This window comes from Escherichia sp. E1130 (genome assembly GCF_005781065.1).
GTDB lineage: Bacteria > Pseudomonadota > Gammaproteobacteria > Enterobacterales > Enterobacteriaceae > Escherichia.
In genome coordinates this window covers 166,881-187,412 of the sequence record NZ_VATL01000012.1, presented here as the reverse complement: position 1 = coordinate 187,412, position 20,532 = coordinate 166,881, and the positions used below count along the sequence as shown (strand labels likewise).

The 20,532-nt window shown below is 50.6% G+C and carries 17 protein-coding genes; 5 read left to right on the top strand and 12 right to left on the bottom strand.

Annotation, left to right across the window (positions count from 1 at the left end; genetic code table 11):
• Positions 1-3: 3 nt before the first annotated feature.
• From mglC to folE, 6 genes are all read right to left on the bottom strand, one after another.
• A complete protein-coding gene (mglC, locus tag FEK66_RS11605; protein WP_001275110.1) occupies positions 4-1,014 on the bottom strand; it encodes a galactose/methyl galactoside ABC transporter permease MglC in 1,011 nt (336 codons plus the stop codon).
• A gap of 15 nt (positions 1,015-1,029) precedes the next feature.
• Positions 1,030-2,550: a galactose/methyl galactoside ABC transporter ATP-binding protein MglA gene (gene mglA / locus FEK66_RS11600; RefSeq protein WP_135410171.1), complete on the bottom strand. Its 1,521-nt coding sequence runs from the start codon at positions 2,548-2,550 to the stop codon at positions 1,030-1,032.
• A gap of 60 nt (positions 2,551-2,610) precedes the next feature.
• The gene (gene mglB, locus FEK66_RS11595; RefSeq protein ID WP_001036964.1) at positions 2,611-3,609 is read right to left on the bottom strand and encodes a galactose/glucose ABC transporter substrate-binding protein MglB; all 999 of its coding nucleotides are present in this window, start codon (positions 3,607-3,609) and stop codon (positions 2,611-2,613) included.
• 297 nt (positions 3,610-3,906) lie between these two features.
• Positions 3,907-4,929 carry an HTH-type transcriptional regulator GalS gene (gene galS, locus FEK66_RS11590; protein ID WP_130207064.1) on the bottom strand — a complete coding sequence of 341 codons (1,023 nt, stop codon included), beginning with the start codon at positions 4,927-4,929 and terminating at the stop codon, positions 3,907-3,909.
• A 141-nt stretch (positions 4,930-5,070) separates the two neighbouring features.
• The gene (gene yeiB, locus FEK66_RS11585; RefSeq protein WP_135494522.1) at positions 5,071-6,228 is read right to left on the bottom strand and encodes a DUF418 domain-containing protein YeiB; all 1,158 of its coding nucleotides are present in this window, start codon (positions 6,226-6,228) and stop codon (positions 5,071-5,073) included.
• Positions 6,229-6,244: 16 nt separating this feature from the next.
• Complete coding sequence (folE, locus tag FEK66_RS11580) at positions 6,245-6,913, bottom strand: GTP cyclohydrolase I FolE (protein WP_001139613.1); 669 nt, start codon at positions 6,911-6,913, stop codon at positions 6,245-6,247.
• Positions 6,914-7,170: 257 nt separating this feature from the next.
• On the opposite strand from folE, the gene yeiG reads away from it, so the two are divergent.
• Entirely contained in the window at positions 7,171-8,007 is an 837-nt protein-coding gene (gene yeiG / locus FEK66_RS11575) for an S-formylglutathione hydrolase (RefSeq protein WP_135494524.1), read from the top strand.
• Positions 8,008-8,038: 31 nt separating this feature from the next.
• Here yeiG and cirA read toward each other — a convergent pair whose 3' ends face one another.
• The 3 genes from cirA to yieE all read right to left on the bottom strand — a co-directional run bounded on the left by cirA (position 8,039) and on the right by yieE (position 12,871).
• On the bottom strand, positions 8,039-10,030 hold the full coding sequence (gene cirA, locus FEK66_RS11570; RefSeq protein ID WP_135494526.1) for a catecholate siderophore receptor CirA: 1,992 nt from the start codon (positions 10,028-10,030) through the stop codon (positions 8,039-8,041).
• A 285-nt stretch (positions 10,031-10,315) separates the two neighbouring features.
• Positions 10,316-11,785 carry a lysine-specific permease gene (gene lysP / locus FEK66_RS11565; RefSeq protein WP_130207072.1) on the bottom strand — a complete coding sequence of 490 codons (1,470 nt, stop codon included), beginning with the start codon at positions 11,783-11,785 and terminating at the stop codon, positions 10,316-10,318.
• Between the two features lie 204 nt (positions 11,786-11,989).
• Positions 11,990-12,871, bottom strand: a complete 882-nt coding sequence (gene yieE / locus FEK66_RS11560; RefSeq protein WP_130207074.1) for a DNA-binding transcriptional regulator YeiE — start codon at positions 12,869-12,871, stop codon at positions 11,990-11,992.
• Between the two features lie 98 nt (positions 12,872-12,969).
• Here yieE and FEK66_RS11555 point away from each other — a divergent pair, with 98 nt between their 5' ends.
• The 3 genes from FEK66_RS11555 to FEK66_RS11545 all read left to right on the top strand — a co-directional run bounded on the left by FEK66_RS11555 (position 12,970) and on the right by FEK66_RS11545 (position 16,041).
• The gene (locus FEK66_RS11555; protein ID WP_000182044.1) at positions 12,970-14,019 is read left to right on the top strand and encodes a YeiH family protein; all 1,050 of its coding nucleotides are present in this window, start codon (positions 12,970-12,972) and stop codon (positions 14,017-14,019) included.
• Between the two features lie 73 nt (positions 14,020-14,092).
• The gene (nfo, locus tag FEK66_RS11550) at positions 14,093-14,950 is read left to right on the top strand and encodes a deoxyribonuclease IV (RefSeq protein WP_135494528.1); all 858 of its coding nucleotides are present in this window, start codon (positions 14,093-14,095) and stop codon (positions 14,948-14,950) included.
• 2 nt (positions 14,951-14,952) lie between these two features.
• A complete protein-coding gene (locus FEK66_RS11545; protein ID WP_130207078.1) occupies positions 14,953-16,041 on the top strand; it encodes a sugar kinase in 1,089 nt (362 codons plus the stop codon).
• A gap of 54 nt (positions 16,042-16,095) precedes the next feature.
• Here FEK66_RS11545 and FEK66_RS11540 read toward each other — a convergent pair whose 3' ends face one another.
• Positions 16,096-17,346: a NupC/NupG family nucleoside CNT transporter gene (locus FEK66_RS11540; protein WP_135494530.1), complete on the bottom strand. Its 1,251-nt coding sequence runs from the start codon at positions 17,344-17,346 to the stop codon at positions 16,096-16,098.
• A gap of 99 nt (positions 17,347-17,445) precedes the next feature.
• On the bottom strand, positions 17,446-18,387 hold the full coding sequence (rihB, locus tag FEK66_RS11535; RefSeq protein ID WP_135494532.1) for a ribosylpyrimidine nucleosidase: 942 nt from the start codon (positions 18,385-18,387) through the stop codon (positions 17,446-17,448).
• 129 nt (positions 18,388-18,516) lie between these two features.
• Here rihB and FEK66_RS11530 point away from each other — a divergent pair, with 129 nt between their 5' ends.
• Positions 18,517-19,215: a transcriptional regulator YeiL gene (locus tag FEK66_RS11530; RefSeq protein ID WP_130207084.1), complete on the top strand. Its 699-nt coding sequence runs from the start codon at positions 18,517-18,519 to the stop codon at positions 19,213-19,215.
• A gap of 58 nt (positions 19,216-19,273) precedes the next feature.
• On the opposite strand, the gene FEK66_RS11525 is transcribed toward FEK66_RS11530, so the two are convergent.
• Entirely contained in the window at positions 19,274-20,524 is a 1,251-nt protein-coding gene (locus tag FEK66_RS11525) for a NupC/NupG family nucleoside CNT transporter (RefSeq protein ID WP_130207086.1), read from the bottom strand.
• Between the last annotated feature and the right edge of the window lie 8 nt (positions 20,525-20,532).

Sequence of the window (20,532 nt, the reverse complement as noted above, 5' to 3'; positions counted from 1 at the left end):
ATATCACTTCTTACGCGCGTACTTCAGTGAATCCAGCGCCACGGCGAAGATAATAATCGCCCCTTTGATGATGTACTGCCAGTACGGGTTTACGCCGATGTACGTCAGGCCATAGTTAATGACCGTAAAGATAATTACCCCGGTCACTACACCAATGACCGTCCCCACACCGCCGCTGAACGATACGCCGCCCACCACGCACGCCGCGATAGCATCCAGCTCATACATGAAGCCGAGGTTGTTGGTGGCAGAGCCGATACGTCCGGCTTCTAACATCCCGCCGAAGGCATAGAACACGCCAGACAACGCGTAGATCATCAGCAGGTTCAGGCCAACGTTGACACCAGAAACTTTCGCCGCTTCCGGGTTACCGCCAATGGCAAAAATGTTCTTACCGAAACGGGTTTTGTTCCACAGCACCCAGACGAATGCCACCGCAATCAGGGCGTAGAAGGTGATGTAAGAGAGACGGAAGCTCCCCAGCGCAATAAAGCCCTGGGCAAAAGTGGAGAAACCACTGTCAAAACCAGAAATAGGCGACGCACCAACAAAGTCGTAATAGAGCGAGTTAATGCCATAAACGATGATCATCGTGCCGAGAGTGGTTATGAACGGCGTTACGTTGAGATAGGCGATAATCAGCCCGTTGATCAAACCGATAACCGCGCCAATAGCACAGACAATCAGAATAACCAGCGCAATCGGCATCGTCGCCATTTCCGGGAACACTTTGTTGGCGTTATCCATGGACTGCAATAACGTCGCCGCTACAACTGCCGCCAACCCCACCTGACGACCAGCGGAAAGGTCAGTCCCCTGGGTGACAATTAACCCTGCCACGCCGAGCGCAATAATAATACGCACCGATGACTGGGTGAGAATATTACTCAAGTTCAACAGACTTAAAAATGTTGGGTCCTGGAAAATAATAATCGCCAGCAAAACTAAAAGAACGACGTAAATACCGCCCTCTTTCAGGTAAGTAAGAAAACTTTTCTTATTTAACGCACTCATGGGAAGCCCCTAATCTTAAAGGTGCAAAGACGCAAGACGTAGAATTTCGTTTTGCGTTGTTGTTTTTGTATCGACAATTCCGGAAACGAGGCCATTGCTCATAACCAGAATACGGTCTGTTATCCCTAACAACTCTGGCATTTCAGAGGAGATAATAATAATCCCCTTGCCTTTCTTCGCCAGTTCGGCAATTAACTGATAAATTTCAAACTTCGCTCCGACATCAATACCGCGCGTCGGTTCGTCGAGCATTAATATTTCTGGTTGCGTTAACAGCCAGCGACCAATAATCACCTTTTGCTGATTACCACCTGAGAGCGAACCAATTTGCGTACGATGCCCTGGCGTTTTTACCCGCATCGAATCAATCACCCACTGGGTATCGCTTTTCATCCGCGAGTTATCCAACAAGCCCACTTTATTTTTGTAGTTGCGAATATTGGAAATTAATGAGTTAAAGCCAATATCCAGATAGGCATAAATTCCCGTTGAACGGCGTTCTTCAGTTACTAGTGCAAATCCGTGGTTAATGGCTTCGTTGGCATTATGGTTATTGATCTTTTTGCCATGCAACGTAATGGTGCCAGCAGATTTCTCGCGAATGCCAAATAACGTCTCAACAATATCGGTACGTTTCGCCCCCACCAGCCCGGCAATACCGAGGATCTCCCCTTTATGCAGGTCAAACGAGACATCGCGAATCGATGGCTGGCGTAGTGACGTCAGGTTACGCACTTCGAGGATCACTTCGCCCGGCTTGTTTTCTTTATCCGGGAAACGCTGGTTAAGAGAACGACCAACCATCATGGCGATGATCTTGTCCATCGTCAGCCCTTCCAGCGGTTCGGTAGCGATCCACTGACCGTCGCGCAATACGGTGACTTCATCACATAACTGGAAAATCTCTTCCATTTTATGCGAGATATAGACAATACCGCAGCCGCGTTCTTTTAATTTACGAATAATAGTAAACAGATGATTGACCTCTTTTTCGGTTAACGAAGAAGTCGGTTCATCCATAATCACAATTTTCGCGTTATAGGAAAACGCTTTAGCAATTTCGATCATCTGCATTTGCGAAACAGATAATGTACCGACGCGCGCACGCGGATCGATATCAATATCCAGTTCATCAAAAATCGCTTTAGTTTCGCGGTACATTTTGTCCTGATCAACAAACATGCCTTTGGTGGGATATCGCCCCAGCCACATGTTGTCCATCACCGAACGTTGTAATACCAGGTTTAACTCCTGGTGTACCATCGAAATACCATTTTCCAGTGCTTCTTTGGCAGAATGAAAATCGATCTCTTTACCCTGAAATAAAATGGTGCCGGAATCTTTTTGATAAATACCAAACAGGCATTTTAATAATGTTGATTTTCCCGCGCCGTTTTCCCCCATTAATGCATGGATAGAATGTGGCCGGACATTTAAATTAACGTTATCAAGTGCCTTAACACCGGGAAAGGACTTGTTGATACCGCTCATTTCCAACAAGTATTCACCTGATGACGGAGTCGTTGAGCTGACCATATAATTTTACCTTGTTGGTCATACAATAAGGGCGCAATAAACTATTGCGCCCGTTCAGTCTTATTTCTTGCTGAATTCAGCCAGGTTATCTTTGTCTACGCCAACATAAGGTACGCGAACCACTTTGTTGTCGATTTTCCAGTTGGTGCCGTCAGCGGCGCCCTTGCCATCGGCCAGGTTTTTCGCCAGATCAAAAGTCGCTTTCGCCTGGTTGTTGGCATCATTCAGTACGGTACCCGCCAGCGCACCGGATTTCACCAGCGCCAGAGCTTCTGGCAGCGCATCGACGCCAAACACCGGAATGCTGGACTTGTTGTGTGCTTTCAGCGCTTCAACCGCACCCATTGCCATCGCATCGTTGTTAGCAATAACCACTTCGATTTTGTTGGCGTTCGGGCCAGACAGCCAGGCGTCCATCTTATCTTTCGCCTGAGCAGTGTCCCACATAGCGGTATCTAACTGTAACTGTTCAGTTTTGATGCCTTTGTCGTTCAGTTCTTTAATCACGTAAGTGGTGCGTGCTTCTGCGTCCGGATGGCCCGGCTCGCCTTTCAGCAGTACGAACTGAATCTGACCGTCTTTGTTCAGATCCCACCCCTGATTCGCCGCCCAGTGTTTAGCAATCAGATCGCCCTGGATAATGCCGGACTCTTTGGAGTCAGTACCAACGTAGTAGGCTTTGTCGTAGCTATCCAGTGCCTTACGGGAAGGTTCTTTGTTGAAGAAAACCACCGGCACGTTTTGCCCGCGCGCTTTCTCAATCACCGTACCCGCAGCTGCCGGGTCAACCAGGTTGATTGCCAGCGCCTTCACCCCTTTCGCCAACAGCACGTCAATCTGATCGTTCTGCTTGGACTGGTCATTCTGTGAATCATTCATCAGCAACTGGACGTCTGGTGCTGCTTTCGCATCCTGTTCGATAGCCTTACGCACAACAGACATAAAATTATCGTCATATTTATAAATCGTCACACCAATACGGGTATCAGCAGCGTGTGCAGCGGCGCCGAATAACATGCTGGCCATCACAGCAGACAGGGTTAACACCTTCTTATTCATGGTATCTCCGGTTTTTCTTATGCAGGGTAGTGCTTGAGATAAATGCTCGGCGGGCCAGTATGGTTAATGAAGTGTTACTGAACGCCGAAGCTCATTTTTAAAAATCCGTTCGTCCATGCCCGGTAACGCTCCATAAAACGGCTCTAATTGTTGTTACGACGCCATAACCTCGGTAAAAGCGATTATTCGATGTTACATACAAGTTACAACGTTAAAACGGTGCAATCATAGCTACCACATTGTTAACATACTGTGAAATCACTCACAAATTGAAAGCGGTTACATCCTCTGATTTGCTCAGTTAGTGATCGCCGCCGCATTCTGGCGTATTGCGACAGAATGGCGGCGCACTAACGTCGGCATAAAACAGTGGCTGGCACGCGGATCAATGTTGCCTGCTGCCCCCTGCAAGGCCAGTTCCGTGGCTAATTTTGCCATCGAAGCAATGGGGTAACGCACAGTCGTTAATTGCGGGTCGGTGTAACGAGCAATGGGGATATCATCGAAACCGATGATTGAGAGATGTAACGGAATCGCAATGCCATTATCTTTTAATGCCGTCAGAGCGCCAGCGGCCATATTGTCGTTATAGGCAAATACAGCGGTAAGTTGTAGATTGCGCCCGAGTAGTTCAACCATCGCCGCCTCGCCGCCTGGCATATCCGGCGTCCCCGTGCCAATCCAGCTTTCCGGCGGAACAATATCCTGCTCTTTCAGCGCGCTTATCCAGCCCGCTTTACGCATTGCGTCATCTTCAATGCTGTGGCTGGAAGAGAGATAGCCGATACGTTGATGACCGTTATTCAGCAACATGCGCGTCGCCATTCTGGCACCGCTGATATTATCCAGACAAACACAGCGATGGGCATAGCCTGGCACAACCCGATTGATGAGCACCATGCCGGGAATGTTGTCCATAAATTGCGCCAGCTCGTCGTCACTTAACGCTTTTGAATGAACGATCAACGCGTTACAACGCTGGCGGATTAGCACTTCGATGGCGTGACGCTCTTTTTCCGCTTCATGATAGCTATTGCCAATCAACACATATTTCTGATGTTGCTGGGCAACGAGATCGACGGCTTTAACCAATGCGCCGAAAAATGCATCTGAAACATCCATGACCACCACACCGATGGTATCGCTCACCTGAGTTGCCAGCGCCTGTGCATTGGCATTTGGCCGATAATCCAACTCACTCACCGCTTTCATAACTGCTTCACGCGTGTCGGCACTTACCAGCGTGCTGTTATTGAGCACCCGGGAAACCGTTGCCACAGAGACGCCAGCCTGACGCGCTACATCACGAATGGTGATCATATTCACTACCTGTTATGAGATTGCAGTAGGTTACTGCTTGCTGGCGGCTATTTTGTCAGCACTGAATACAGGACTTCGTGAATCGAGTCACAGCAATGGAAACGGTTACAGCCGTTTTGTTAATGAATGTGATCCAGATCGTTATCTGGATGTTTTAGATAATGCAGGTCCGGCAGCGCGCAAGGTTAACTGACGCCAGAGCCATTCCACCGGCCCCTGACGGAAGTAACGCAGCCAGATAACAGAGAAAAGCAGGTTCGCCAGCCATACCGGAACGACAAACACCAGCAACTCCAGGCGGTCAAACTGCATAAACAAACCGAGGTGGTAAAACAGCGTGGTACAAATCAGCGTTTGCAGTAGATAATTGGTTAGCGCCATCCGTCCGACGCAGGCGATTGCCAATACCAGCTTAAAGCGGCTTAATTGCGGCCAAAAGCCATAAAACAGCGACGCATAGCCAATTGCCTGAAACGGCGCGCTAAGTTCACGCGGCATTTGAAGTAAGAAGGCACACCAGCGATACGCCCAGTCCAGCCACCATTGCAGTGCGATAGCAGGAAGGTTAATCAGCACACCAATTGCCACCAGCACAAAACCGGTACGACGATAGTGACCTAAGCTGAACTGCCCTTTCAGCCAGCCGCTACGCATCAGCGCCGCGCCAATTAACATCATCCCCGCCAGTTGCCAGCCATACTGCGCGCCCAGTGCCAGTAAACTGTTGCCTACGCCATCGGCGCGGTTACTGATCGCTTCAACGCCGCCATGAAGTTTCCAGTATTTTTCATACAAAATGGCCGATGCATCTGGCGTCCAGGCGCGGCTGGTCTGGCTGTCAGAAATCAACCCCAGCAACAGCAAAACGCCAATCCCCACCAGATACAGCATCACGCCAGTATTAAATAAACTTTTTACCGATGGCGCATCGCGCACCAGTCGCCAACTGATTAAGCCCACCAACCCGTAAGCCAGCAGGATATCGCCGTCCCAGAACAATAAACCGTGAATAAAGCCCAGCAAGACTAACAGTGTTAACCGCGACTGAATCCAGCGTCTGCCGCGCGGCAGCAACATTTGTAGGCCCGCGCCAAACAGCAGCGCAAAAAGCGTGAGGAATTTTACCTGACCGATGAGATCCAAAAACGCCCAGGTCCAGGCGTCGGACGGGGCAATAGTGCCATACCAGGCGGGATTGAGATAAGCCGCCTTTGGTAAACCAAAGGCGCTGATGTTTAATAGCAGGATCCCCAGAATGGCGACGCCGCGAACAAAATCGAGCGTGACGTTGCGCTCCATGGTTCCTGCCTTTTAATCAGTTGTGATGACGCACAGCGCGCAGAAACTCGTGCCGCGTATTCTGACTGGATTTGAACAAACCACCGAGGGAGGTCGTTGTCGTGGCGCTGGTTGCATCGCGGATGCCACGCGCTTTCACGCAGTAATGCACCGCGTCGATGGAGACAGCCACGTTATTGGTGCCCAGCAGCGTTTGCAGCGCAATGAGGATTTGCTGAGTCAGACGTTCCTGCACCTGCGGGCGCTGGGCAAAGAACTGCACGATGCGGTTAATTTTCGACAGGCCAATCACCGAATCTTTCGGGATATAGGCTACCGTCGCTTTGCCATCGATAGTGACAAAATGGTGCTCGCAGGTGCTGGTCAGGGTGATATCGCGCACGGTGACCATTTCATCGACCTTCATTTTGTTTTCAATGAGGGTGATTTTCGGGAAATTGGCGTAATCCAGACCGGAGAAAATTTCATCGACATACATTTTAGCGATGCGATGCGGCGTTTCCATCAAACTGTCATCAGCGAGGTCGAGATTCAATAGCTGCATGATTTCAGTCATATGACCGGCGATAAGGCTTTTGCGCGTTTCGTTATCCATTTCATGCACGGGCGGGCGCAGCGGTGTTTCCAGTCCTCGCGCAACTAACGCTTCATGAACCAGGGCCGCTTCTTTACTGAGTGATGGCATTTATGTTTTCTCCTGCAGGTGTGACGCCTCCGCCCTGCGTGGGGGCAAAGTTATTAAGCTGATTAGCAGCCCGATTATTGTGCGTGAGGTGGCGCACATAATCCAGTATTCACAGCGATAATTATTGTAATTGCCGCTGCCTTTCAGCGTTAGATGTTAAAACATCGTTATGCATATGCGGAAGTGAAAGTTACTCACAGCGCATTGAATAAACGGTATGATGACTAAAATGCAAACAACACAACAAGGAGCCACGCATGGAAATGCTCGAAGAGCACCGCTGTTTTGAAGGCTGGCAGCAACGCTGGCGGCACGACTCCAGTACCTTAAATTGCCCGATGACGTTCAGCATCTTTCTCCCACCGCCCCGCGACAACGCCCCTCCGCCTGTGCTGTACTGGCTTTCAGGTTTAACCTGCAATGACGAGAACTTCACCACCAAAGCAGACGCTCAGCGCGTAGCGGCAGAACTGGGGATTGTGCTGGTGATGCCAGACACCAGCCCGCGCGGCGAACAGGTTGCCAACGATGATGGCTACGATTTAGGCCAGGGTGCAGGGTTTTATCTCAACGCCACGCAACCACCGTGGGCGACGCATTACCGGATGTATGATTATCTGCGCGATGAATTACCGATGCTGATTCAATCGCAATTTAACGTCAGCGATCGCTGTGCTATTAGCGGTCATTCGATGGGGGGTCATGGCGCATTGATTATGGCGCTGAAAAATCCGGGCAAATACACCAGCGTTTCGGCCTTTGCGCCGATTGTGAATCCGTGCAGCGTCCCGTGGGGAATCAAAGCATTTAGCGCCTATTTAGGTGAGGACAAAAATGCATGGCTGGAATGGGACAGTTGCGCGCTGATGTACGCCAGCAATGCGCAAGATGTGATTCCGACGCTTATCGATCAGGGTGATAACGATCAGTTTCTTGCCGACCAGCTTCAACCCGCGGTACTGGCAGAAGCTGCGCGCCAGAAAGCGTGGCCGATGACGCTACGTATTCAACCTGGTTATGATCACAGTTATTACTTCATTGCTTCTTTTATAGAGGATCATCTGCGCTTCCATGCGCAGTATTTACTGAAGTGAAAGTTCGCCCGGTTCGCCGGGCATCTCTTCATCAGAAGCGATAATCCACTGCCATAAAGTAACGACGCCCGTCTTCGTTATAGCTGTAGTCATCACGACTCAGATCTTTGTCGCCCAGGTTCAGCACGCCTGCGCGCAGTTTGACGTCTTTGGTCACCTGCCAGGCCGCGCCGGTATTCCAGATGGTATAACCGCCCGGTGTTTTAGCGGTATCGCTGTCGGCACGTTTCTGACCGGTGTAGTGACCAGAAACATAGAACGACCAGTCTTCCAGCGCCAGCGGTTTCCAGTCCAGCGTACCGTTAGCGGTATGGAACGGCAGATCGGATAGCGGTTTGTTTTCACCGTTGCTGACATCGCGTCCATCGTTGTAGGTGTAGTTGAGTGACAGCTTCCATTCATCGTTGAACGGGATTTTCAACTCAGTTTCCACACCCTGGATACGTGCTTTATTGACGTTGTAGTAACTGAACACCGGTATACGTCGACCGTTTGCCCCCGTTTCAAAACCAACAAAGTTTTGGTAACCCGGCGCAGCATTGACGTCAGATGTACGGCTGATGCTAATACGATCTTTCACATCATTGCGGAAGACGGTCACACTGGATTCAACGCCTTCCAACCAACCTTCTTCGCCCATGTAGTAAAGCCCCAGCTCCCAACTTTCGCTGGTTTCTGGTTTCAGGTCCGGGCTACCAATAATCTTGCATGCGCCACGGCAGGAGTTGGTCGTCCAGTCGGGGCTAAGTTGCAACAGAGAAGGTGCTTTAAAAGCCGTCGCCCAGCCGCCTTTTACTGTTACGGTATCAGTGGCGTTATAGACCAGATAGGCACGCGGGCTCCAGTGTTCTCCGTAGGTTTCGTGATCGTCCATACGCACGCCGGTCGTCAGCGCCAGCGGCTCGAAGATCCGCCATTCATCTTCCACAAACAGCGCGTACTGACTGGCGGACGTTTTAGTGCTGGTGCCACCGGTCAGGTTCACCGCATCGCTAAGTTTGTCGTGGCGCCATTCACCACCTACCGTGACAAACTGATTGATAGCCGTCAGCGGCAGCGTGTATTTACCATCGACCGTGTTACTTTCGGAAGTAATCGGGCTACTGTTGCCAGGGTTTTTGTTCTCGACTTTCTCACCATAATATTTCAGTTCGCTGGTGCCGTAATCCCAGCGCCCATTATGGCTTACGGAGTAGTTCTGGCGTTCGAGGCGGTTTTTGTCCAGCGAGTCAGAATCGCGATCCTGGCGGTCGAAACCGTAACCAGCGGTAAAATCGTGATTTTGATTCGGCGTCCAGGCAAATTCGACATTGCCGTCGCGGCTGGAGAATCCTTCAATACGCGGCGTTTCTCCCGTGTCGGTAGTAGAGGAACTCTGCGGGTCATCCTTTTCACGTTTTGCCAGGCTGCCGTAAACTTTCATTCCCAGCACGCCGTCAATCAGCGGTCCACTCGTGAAGAACTGGCCGTTGTAGGTGTCACCGCGATCGCGATGTTCCTGAATGGTGGTATCTACCGTTACCGTACCTGACCATTTCTGGCCGATTTTTTTGGTGATGATGTTCACCACGCCGCCGAGCGCATCGGAACCATACAGTGAAGACATCGGGCCACGTACCACTTCGATACGTTCGATGGAATCGACCGGGATCCAGTTCAGGTCAAAGTCATTATGGCGGAAGACGGCATTGCGCGAGTTAACACGTTTACCATCGACAAGAATCAGGGTGTAGCTGCTATCAAGACCACGAATACTGACGCCCTTACGGTTGTCCCCTTCGTTAGTCAGTTGTACGCCCGGCACTTCTTTGAGGACATCCTTCAAATTTTGCACTGGTTTACGTTGCAAATCTTGCTGGGTAATGACACTGATACTGGCGGGCGCATCTTTGAGGTTTTGTTCAACGGAAGATGCCGTGACTACCATCGTTTCGCCATCATCATCAACCGCTAACACAGGCCATGCACATGAAACTGCGGACAAACACAGCCCGACCCGTACGAAAGGGTTCAACCTAAACATTCCATATCTCCATGAGGTAACTACGAAAATAAAATGGGTTATCGCTCACATCTTCTTCATGTCCCCTTGCGTACGGCAGCATCGCGGTAGACTTTTTTGTATGCAGGTGATCATCCCAAAAGCCTGAACAGCCTCTGATTTGTCAGCCTTTTTTGATTTCGGCGTAACGATAATGCAAACGATAACAATTATCAATCCAAATGTTAAATTTTATATCCGTATGAATACTAAGGAAAAGAAAAAGCCCTCTCGGTTGAGAGGGCTTTATTAAGGAAGGGGTAAAACTTATTTCTTATCGTTCTGCGGGAACTTCATTTCGCTGTAGCGTACGAAGTGGGTTCCTTTAATCAACTTATAGCCAAACCAGATCATAAGGAACAGCGGGATGCCAATATAGGTTGCCGCTACGCCACCCCAGTCGATAGTGTCTTTCAGGAACGCTTCGTAGTTCTGGCCCAGAGTGATAATCAGGCACAGCACAAAAGCGAAGATCGGTCCCAGCGGGAAGAAGCCTGAACGGTACGGCAGATCGTTAATATCATGCCCCTGCAGCACATAACCGCGACGGAAACGATAATGGCTGATCGCAATTCCCAGCCAGGCGATAAAGCCTGTCATACCGGAGGTGTTCAGCAGCCACAGGTATACCGTCTGGTTACCAAACATGGAGGTCAGGAAGCACAGACCTGCAATTACCGTGGTCGCATACAGTGCGTTACGCGGTACGCCGCCACGCGACAATTTAGCGAAAATGCGCGGTGCTTTACCGTCACACGCCAGGGTGTACAGCATACGAGTAGACGCATACATACCGGAGTTACCCGCTGACAGCACCGCCGTCAGAATAACCGCGTTCATCACCGCCGCCGCAGAGAGCAGACCCGCATGCTGGAACACCAGGGTGAACGGGCTGACGCTGATGTCTTTAACATCATTACGCAGCAGGCTCGGATCGGTGTATGGAATGATCAGGCTGATGATCAGGATTGCGAACACATAGAACAGCAGGATTCGCCAGAACACCTGACGTACCGCGCGTGGAATGTTTTTCGCCGGTTCTTCGGACTCGCCTGCAGCAATACCGATCAGCTCGGTTCCCTGGAAAGAGAAGCCGACAATCATTGCCACACCGATCATCGCCGCAAAACCACCAGCAAATGGTGCTTCGCCAATCGTCCAGTTGCTCCAGCCCGCAGGCTGTGCGCCTTTGAAGATGCCGATAATCATCATCACGCCGACGATGATAAAGACAATGACCGTGGTGACTTTGATCAGTGAGAACCAGTATTCCGCCTCGCCAAAGCCACGAACTGAAATGTAGTTCAGGAGGAAGATAACGCCGAGGAACAGCGCACTCCAGATCCAACCCGGGGTGTCCGGGAACCACCAGCTCATGACCAACTGAGCGGCCACCAGGTCAACGGCGATAGTTACCGCCCAGTTGTACCAGTAGTTCCAGCCCAGCGCGAAGCCAAAGCCTTCTTCAACATAGTTCTGACCGTAAGTGGCAAAGGAACCAGAAACCGGCATATATGCCGCCAGTTCACCAAGACTGGTCATCAGGAAGTAAACCATCAGGCCGATCAGAATATACGAGAGCAGCGCCCCACCTGGACCTGCCTGAGAGATCGTTGCGCCAGAGGCAACAAAAAGACCCGTACCGATGGAACCGCCAATGGCAATCATCGTCAGGTGACGCGCCTTTAATTCACGGCGTAAGCCCGGCGCTTCTGTGGTTTTAGTTTCGGAAACCATACGAAAATGCTATCCATCTTAAAAATGAGGCGCGATTGTAGCAGACGATTTGCAATCCTTCCGGTAGAAATACGCTTTTATAAGACACCTTCATGATCGTCCAGGGATTATAAGTAAAGCAACCAATCTCTTTTCCGGCGAATGTATACCGGTGGTGCTGCGTCGCGAAATCGACACAGCCCCCGTAGGTTTCTGTACAACAGATTAACGCGGCAAAGTGGAGGAATCGCAGTACTCCAGAAAGCGCCGTAACGCGTTGGAAAGGTGTTTCTGCCGATGATGTATACGCCACAACGTACGCATCAGGCGCGGCAGAGGGACAGCAACTTCACTTAATGTGCCAGCCTGCAATTGATCTTCAATGACCCTTCGCGACAGGCAACTAATTCCCAACCCATGACGCACCGCATGTTTGATTGCCTCGGAGTTACCTAATTCCATCGCCATCTCAAACTTCGGTAAATGCGACAGTAACAGATAATCGACGATCTCCCGCGTGCCGGAACCGCGTTCACGCAGGATCCACGGCGCAGCGGCCAGCTGTTCTAAAGTGACCGGACCACGAGCCAGCGGCGAAGTCGGCGCGGCGAAAACCACCAGCTCGTCTTCCAGCCACGGTTCAGAAATGATTTCAGTGCTGTGGCACGGTCCTTCAATAAAGCCAATATCAACGCGGAAATCCAGCACCGCTTGCATCACGTCCTGGCTGTTCCCAACGCTCAGTTCAATCGGCAACTGCGGATAATCATGGCGATAACGGGCGATGACTGCAGGCAGAATGTAGTTACCGATGGTACTACTGGCATAGACACGAATCGCGCCGTTGTCTTCGCGAAACAGTTGTTCGATTTCAATCGCCTGTTCAAGCAGTGCCAACGCACGCGGATAGAGCAGCCGCCCGTGTTCATTAACAACCAGTCTTTTACCCACGCGATCAAATAGTTGCACGCCAAGCTGCCCTTCCAGGTCGGTCAAGGCTGCGCTCACTGCTGATTGCGACAACGCCAGCATCACCGACGCCTGGGTGGTTGATCCACTTTTCAATACTTCTGCAAAAACTTCCAACTGCCGGAGGGTGATGTGCATAGTCGCTTACCACTTATAAAGATTAATTATAAATATATAATCAATTTTATTTTTAAACCAGTTAGTCGTAACCTTATGCCCGGTTAAAGGAGAGGGTTATGACGAATATCACCTTACAGAAACAACATCGTACACTGTGGCATTTTATTCCGGGGTTAGCCCTGAGTGCAGTTATCACCGGGGTCGCCCTGTGGGGTGGTTCCATTCCCGCGATTGCGGGTGCCGGGTTTAGTGCCCTCACCCTCGCAATCTTGTTGGGGATGGTTTTAGGCAACACCATCTATCCGCACATCTGGAAAAGCTGTGACGGTGGCGTGCTGTTTGCCAAGCAATATTTATTACGTCTGGGTATCATTCTTTATGGCTTCCGTCTGACGTTCTCACAAATTGCCGATGTCGGTATCAGTGGGATCATCATTGACGTGCTGACGCTGTCCAGTACCTTCCTGCTGGCTTGCTTCCTGGGGCAGAAAGTGTTTGGTCTGGATAAGCACACCAGCTGGTTGATCGGTGCCGGTAGCAGTATCTGTGGTGCTGCAGCGGTACTGGCGACTGAGCCGGTAGTGAAAGCGGAAGCCAGTAAAGTAACCGTGGCTGTTGCAACCGTTGTTATCTTCGGGACCGTCGCGATTTTCCTCTACCCGGCGATATATCCGCTGATGTCTCAATGGTTTAGCCCGGAAACTTTCGGTATCTACATTGGTTCTACTGTGCACGAAGTGGCGCAGGTGGTGGCGGCAGGTCATGCCATCAGCCCGGATGCAGAAAACGCAGCAGTTATTTCCAAAATGCTGCGCGTGATGATGCTGGCCCCGTTCCTCATTCTGCTGGCGGCGCGTGTTAAACAGCTGTCTGGGGCGAACAGCGGCGAGAAAAGCAAAATCACTATTCCGTGGTTTGCCATCTTGTTCATCGTAGTTGCCATCTTTAACTCGTTCCACCTGTTACCGCAGAGCGTGGTGAACATGCTGGTAACGCTGGATACCTTCCTGCTGGCAATGGCGATGGCGGCGCTGGGTCTGACCACTCACGTCAGCGCGCTGAAAAAAGCCGGGGCGAAACCTCTGCTGATGGCACTGGTACTGTTTGCCTGGCTGATTGTTGGTGGTGGTGCAATTAACTATGTGATTCAAAGCGTCATCGCATAAACCACTACATCTTGCTCCTGTTAACCCGCTATCATTACCGTTTTCCTCCAGCGGGTTTAACAGGAGTCCTCGCATGAAATACATTGGAGCGCACGTTAGTGCTGCTGGCGGTCTGGCAAATGCCGCAATTCGCGCCGCCGAAATCGACGCAACCGCGTTTGCCTTGTTCACCAAAAACCAACGTCAGTGGCGTGCCGCACCGCTCACGACGCAAACCATCGATGAATTCAAAGCCGCCTGTGAAAAATATCACTACACATCGGCGCAAATTCTTCCCCACGACAGTTATCTGATTAACCTCGGACATCCGGTCGCTGAAGCCCTGGAAAAATCGCGCGATGCCTTTATAGATGAAATGCAGCGTTGCAAACAACTGGGACTTTCTTTGCTCAACTTCCACCCTGGCAGCCATCTGATGCAGATTTCAGAAGAGGATTGCCTTGCGCGTATTGCCGAATCCATCAACATTGCACTGGATAAAACACAAGGTGTGACCGCGGTTATTGAAAATACCGCCGGTCAGGGCAGCAACCTTGGATTTAAATTCGAACATCTCGCGGCGATTATCGACGGTGTGGAAGATAAATCCCGCGTCGGCGTCTGCATTGATACCTGCCATGCTTTCGCTGCCGGGTATGATTTGCGTACTCCAGCCGAATGCGAGAAAACGTTCGCTGATTTTGCTCGTATTGTTGGCTTTAAGTATCTGCGCGGGATGCACCTCAACGATGCGAAAAGTACCTTTGGCAGCCGCGTTGATCGCCATCATAGCCTTGGTGAAGGCAATATCGGTCATGATGCGTTCCGCTGGATCATGCAGGACGACCGCTTCGACGGCATTCCGCTGATCCTCGAAACCATCAACCCGGATATCTGGGCAGAAGAGATCGCCTGGCTGAAAGCGCAACAAACTGAAAAAGCGGTAGCCTGAAAATGAACAACCGGGAGAAGGAAATCCTTGCAATTTTACGGCGTAACCCGCTGATTCAGCAGAATGAAATTGCGGATATGCTGCAAATTAGCCGTTCGCGCGTAGCGGCGCATATTATGGATTTAATGCGCAAAGGGCGGATTAAAGGCAAAGGTTACATTCTCACCGAGCAGGAATATTGCGTGGTGGTGGGAACAATCAATATGGATATTCGCGGGATGGCGGATATCCGTTATCCGCAAGCGGCCTCTAATCCCGGTACGATTCATTGCTCGGCGGGCGGCGTTGGGCGCAACATTGCCCACAATCTGGCGCTGTTAGGCCGCGACGTCCATTTACTCTCGGTGATTGGCGATGACTTTTATGGCGAAATGCTCCTGGAAGAGACGCGCCGCGCCGGAGTGAATGTCTCCGGCTGTGTTCGTTTACACGGCCAAAGCACATCGACGTATCTGGCAATTGCCAATCGAGACGATGAAACCGTGCTGGCGATTAACGATACCCATCTGCTGGAACAGTTGACACCGCAACTACTGAACGGGTCGCGCGATTTACTTCATCATGCGGGCGTGGTGCTGGCAGATTGTAACCTGACTGCCGAGGCGCTGGAGTGGGTCTTCACCCTTGCCGATGAAATCCCGGTGTTTGTCGACACCGTTTCAGAATTTAAAGCGGGCAAAATCAAACACTGGCTGGCGCATATTCACACTCTGAAACCCACTTTGCCAGAGCTGGAAATTTTATGGGGCCAGCCGATAACCAGCGATGCTGATCGTAATGCCGCCGTGAATGCGTTGCATCAGCAAGGTGTTCAGCATCTGTTTGTTTATTTGCCCGATGAGTCAGTTTATTGCAGCGAAAAGGATGGTGAACAATTTTTGCTGACTCCGCCAGCACATACGACGGTAGACAGTTTTGGTGCTGACGATGGTTTTATGGCGGGCCTGGTGTATAGCTTTCTGGAAGGAAGCAGTTTCCGTGATAGCGCCCATTTTGCGATGGCCTGCGCGGCAATTTCGCGCGCCAGCGGCAGCTTAAACAACCCAACCCTGTCTGCCGATAACGCGCTTTCATTAGTGCCAATGGTGTAACAATGTTGCCGGATGCGACGCTTAACGCGTCTTATCCGGCTCATAAATCGCGCACTACGCTAAACCAATAAAGAACCCGGCAATGGTCGCACTCATCAGGTTGGAAAGCGTCGCCGCCGCCAGCGCCCGTAAACCAAGCTGGGCGATTTCCGGCGCACGGTGTGGCGCAACCGCAGAAAATGCCCCAACCACTACCCCGATAGAACCAAAGTTAGCGAAACCGCACAGAGCAAAAGAAATAATCGCCACGGTTTTTGCATCCAGAGTGCCACCCGTTTGCAGATATGGCGAGAAATTGAGATAAGCAACAAATTCATTGATCGCCAGCTTCTGCCCAATCAAACTCCCGGCAAGATTTGCATCACTCCAGTCAACACCCATCACCCACGCCAGCGGGGCCAGCAGATAACCTAAAATGGACTCCAGCGAGGCTTGCTCAAAACCAAACCAGCCGCCAACGCCGCCGATAATACCGTTAATTAACGCAATGATGGCAACAAATGCCATGACTACTGTCGCCACACCCGCAGCGATTTTCAGCCCGGTCATTGCCCCTGTAGCAGCGGCCTCAATAATGCTTTTTGGCGGTGTTTCGGTGAAAGAGAGGTTATTAAAGGAAACCTGCGAAGATTCCGTAGCCGGGCTTAACAGGCGGGCAAACAAGATCCCGCCGGGGATCGCCATTAACGATGCCGCCAGCAAATATTCCACAGGCACGCCCAGTGCAGCGTAACCAATCATCGTCGAACCGGCAATTGAGGCCATACCGCTGCAAATAGCTGTAAACAGCTCATTGCGATTCAGACGATCGATAAAGGGCTTCACGATCGCCGGAATTTCGTTTTGCCCAAGGAAAATGGTAGTAACCGCGACGAATGACTCAATCTTGCTGATATTTAATGCTTTCTGGAAGATACCGCCAAGAATGCGAATTAAGATCCCCATCACGCCGATGTAGTAGAGAATACTCACCAGTGCAGTGACGAAGATAATTGCCGGTAATACCCTGAAACCAAAGATAAATCCTGCGCCATCAAATAAGGTATCCATCTTCGGTCCGACCAGAGAACCGAAGATAAATGCGCTACCCGCGTCGCTGTACGCCATCACTTTATGGACGCCAAAAGCGACTTTTTCAGCGAGCCAACGCCCTGGCGGTAACCAAAGCATTATGCCGCCAATCACGACCTGTAACACTAACGCCGCGCCAACGGTACGCAGGCTGATCTTCTTCTTGTTTACTGACAGTAAAAACGCAATCGTCAGCAATACCACCATTCCCAGAACACTTCTCATGACATCCATAGTTATTATCTCTTCATGTCATTTTGGGCGACGGCTTTCTGCCCATCAGAAATAGCCGGGCCTGCATCTTGCGATACTGACCCGGCTTGTTATCAACACTTAATGGGTTTTGATGTAGCCGCGAACGCACTCTTCGACTAAGCCCCAGAACCAGTCGGTATCAATAGTGATGCCGACTTTGGCATTGGCGGGCTTGCCAAGAACGCCCAACTCGTCGCAGACGGTACGCCCGTAGCAAGGGCCGCTATTAACGTCCACTTCGACGTACATATCCTGGGTTTTAATGCCATTCGGGTTAATCAGATAACCGATGCAGGTGGCGTCGTGCACCGGGCCGCCAGCCAGACCGTAGTTTTCGAACTGCGTTTTGAGAGTGAAGTTCATGATGTCGCTGAACAGCTCCCCGGCAGGGCCGCCTGCCCTTTCCATCCGTGCAATCACGTCCGGGGTGCAAACGGTCTGGTTGGTGAGATCGAGGCCCATCATCACCAACGGAACGCCGGAGGTGAACACCACGCGTGCGGCTTCCGGGTCAGCAAAGATGTTGAACTCGGCAGACGGCGTAAAGTTGCCAGTACCATAAGCGCCGCCCATCAGTACAATTTCACGGATTTTGGGCAGGATTGCGGGTTGCATGCGCATTGCCACCGCGATGTTTGACAATGGACCAACCGGCACCAGAGTGATATCGCCATCGCTTGCCATCAGGGTATCGATGATGTATTTCACCGCATGAGTGTTTTCTGCCTGGCGGGTCAACGGCTCGAATACCGGGCCATCCAGTCCGGTTTCACCGTGAATATTATCGGCAACAATTTGTTGACGCATAATGGGCTGCGGCATCCCCGCATAAACCGGAACATTAATCTCCAGTTTCTGGCAAACATTCAGGCCATTAATTAATGTTTTATCAAGCGTCTGATTACCCGCCACAATAGTGATACCTAATAAATCAATCGCCGGATGTTTCGCAGCCATCATTATGGCAATAGCATCATCATGACCCGGATCACAATCCAGAATAATTTTTCTCTTTTCCATTGTTTATTTCCTCTGTTTCCAGTTGCGTTATTTTTTCTACAGCAAAGAAAATTCGACCGGGTCGATGATTGAATCTTAACAACAGCGTACGTATGCTAAATATGAGAAATCTCATAGCGGATAAACATCGTGAAAGAAATCCACAATAATGAATTGAAGCAACAACTGATAAACGAATCCGCATTTAAGGATTGCTTTTCAACGGATGTTTCAGCCGATACGCGACTGTTTCATTTTTTAGCGCGTGACTACATTGTGCAGGAAGGGCAACAGCCGTCCTGGCTGTTTTACCTGACGCGAGGCCGTGCCAGGCTTTACGCCACGCTGGCCAATGGTCGCGTGTCGCTGATCGATTTCTTTGCCGCGCCCTGTTTTATTGGCGAGATTGAGTTAATCGACAAAGACCATGAACCGCGTGCGGTACAGGCTATTGAAGAGTGTTGGTGTATTGCGCTCCCCATGAAACATTACCGCCCGCTGTTATTAAACGACACGCTATTTTTACGAAAACTCTGCGTCACCTTAAGTCATAAAAATTATCGCAATATTGTTTCTTTAACTCAGAACCAATCATTTCCGTTAGTGAATCGCCTGGCAGCATTTATATTACTCTCGCAGGAAAGTGATCTTTATCACGAAAAGCACACGCAAGCCGCAGAGTATTTGGGCGTTTCTTATCGACATCTTTTATATGTTCTCGCGCAATTCATTCACGACGGTTTATTAATTAAAAACAAGAAAGGGTATCTAATTAAAAACAGAAAGCAGTTGTCAGGACTGGCGCTGGAGATGGACCCGGAGAATAAATTCTCCGGGATGATGCAGTAAAAATTATTTGCAATAGCGCGATTGCCGGATACGTCTTATCCGGACTACAAATCGAGCATTACGCCAGCCCAAGAAAGAACCCGGCAATAGTCGCACTCATCAGGTTGGAAAGCGTCGCTGCTGCCAGCGCCCGTAAACCAAGCTGGGCGATTTCCGGAGCACGTTTTGGCGAAATAGCCGAAAACGCCCCAACGACAACGCCGATAGAACCAAAGTTAGCAAAACCACACAGCGCAAAGGAGATAATTGCCACGGTTTTCACTTCCAGCGTGCCACCCGTTTGCAGATACGGTGAGAAACTCAGGTAAGCAACAAATTCGTTTATCGCCAGTTTCTGCCCAATCAGACTACCCGCAAGGTTAGCATCGCTCCAGTCTACCCCCATGATCCACGCCAGCGGTGCCAGCACATAGCCAAAAATACTTTCCAGAGAAGCATTGGCGAAACCAAACCAGCCGCCAATTCCGCCGATAATGCCGTTGATCAGCGCAATAATTGCGACAAACGCCATTACCACCGTCGCCACACCAGCGGCGATTTTCAGCCCGGTCATCGCACCGCTCGCCGCCGCTTCGATAAAGCTTTTTGGCGGCGTTTCGCTGAATGACAGGTTTTCAAATGTCACCTGCGAAGGCTCGGTTGCTGGGCTAAGAATACGCGCAAACAAAATACCGCCGGGGATAGCCATCAGCGATGCCGCTAACAGGTAGTCAATCGGCACGCCCATTCCGGCATAACCAATCATCATCGAACCAGCAATGGACGCCATCCCGCTACAAATTGCGGTAAACAACTCGTTGCGATTCATGCGATCGATAAACGGTTTTACGATCGCCGGGATCTCGTTTTGCCCGAGGAAAATAGTGGTAACCGCAACAAAAGATTCGATTTTGCTGATGTTGAGGGCTTTCTGGAAAATACTGCCAAGAATACGAATCAGCAGTCCCATTACGCCAATGTAGTACAGTAGGCTGATAAGCGCAGTGACGAAGATAATCGCCGGGAGTACGCGAAAGGCGAAGATAAAGCCCGCGCCATCAAAGAGAACATCCATTTTCGGCCCAACCAGCGAACCAAAAATGAAGGCGCTACCGGCATCACTGTAAGACATCACTTTATGAACGCCTAATGCCGCCTGTTCTACTGCCCATTTTCCCGGCGGAAAATAGAGCATGATGCCTCCAATGGCGATTTGCAGCAGCAGCGCGGCCCCAACAGTGCGCAAACTGATGCCCTTTTTATTCACCGACAACACAAACGCAATTGCCAGCAATACCACCATACCCACCAAACTTCTCATTATATCCATAATGATTT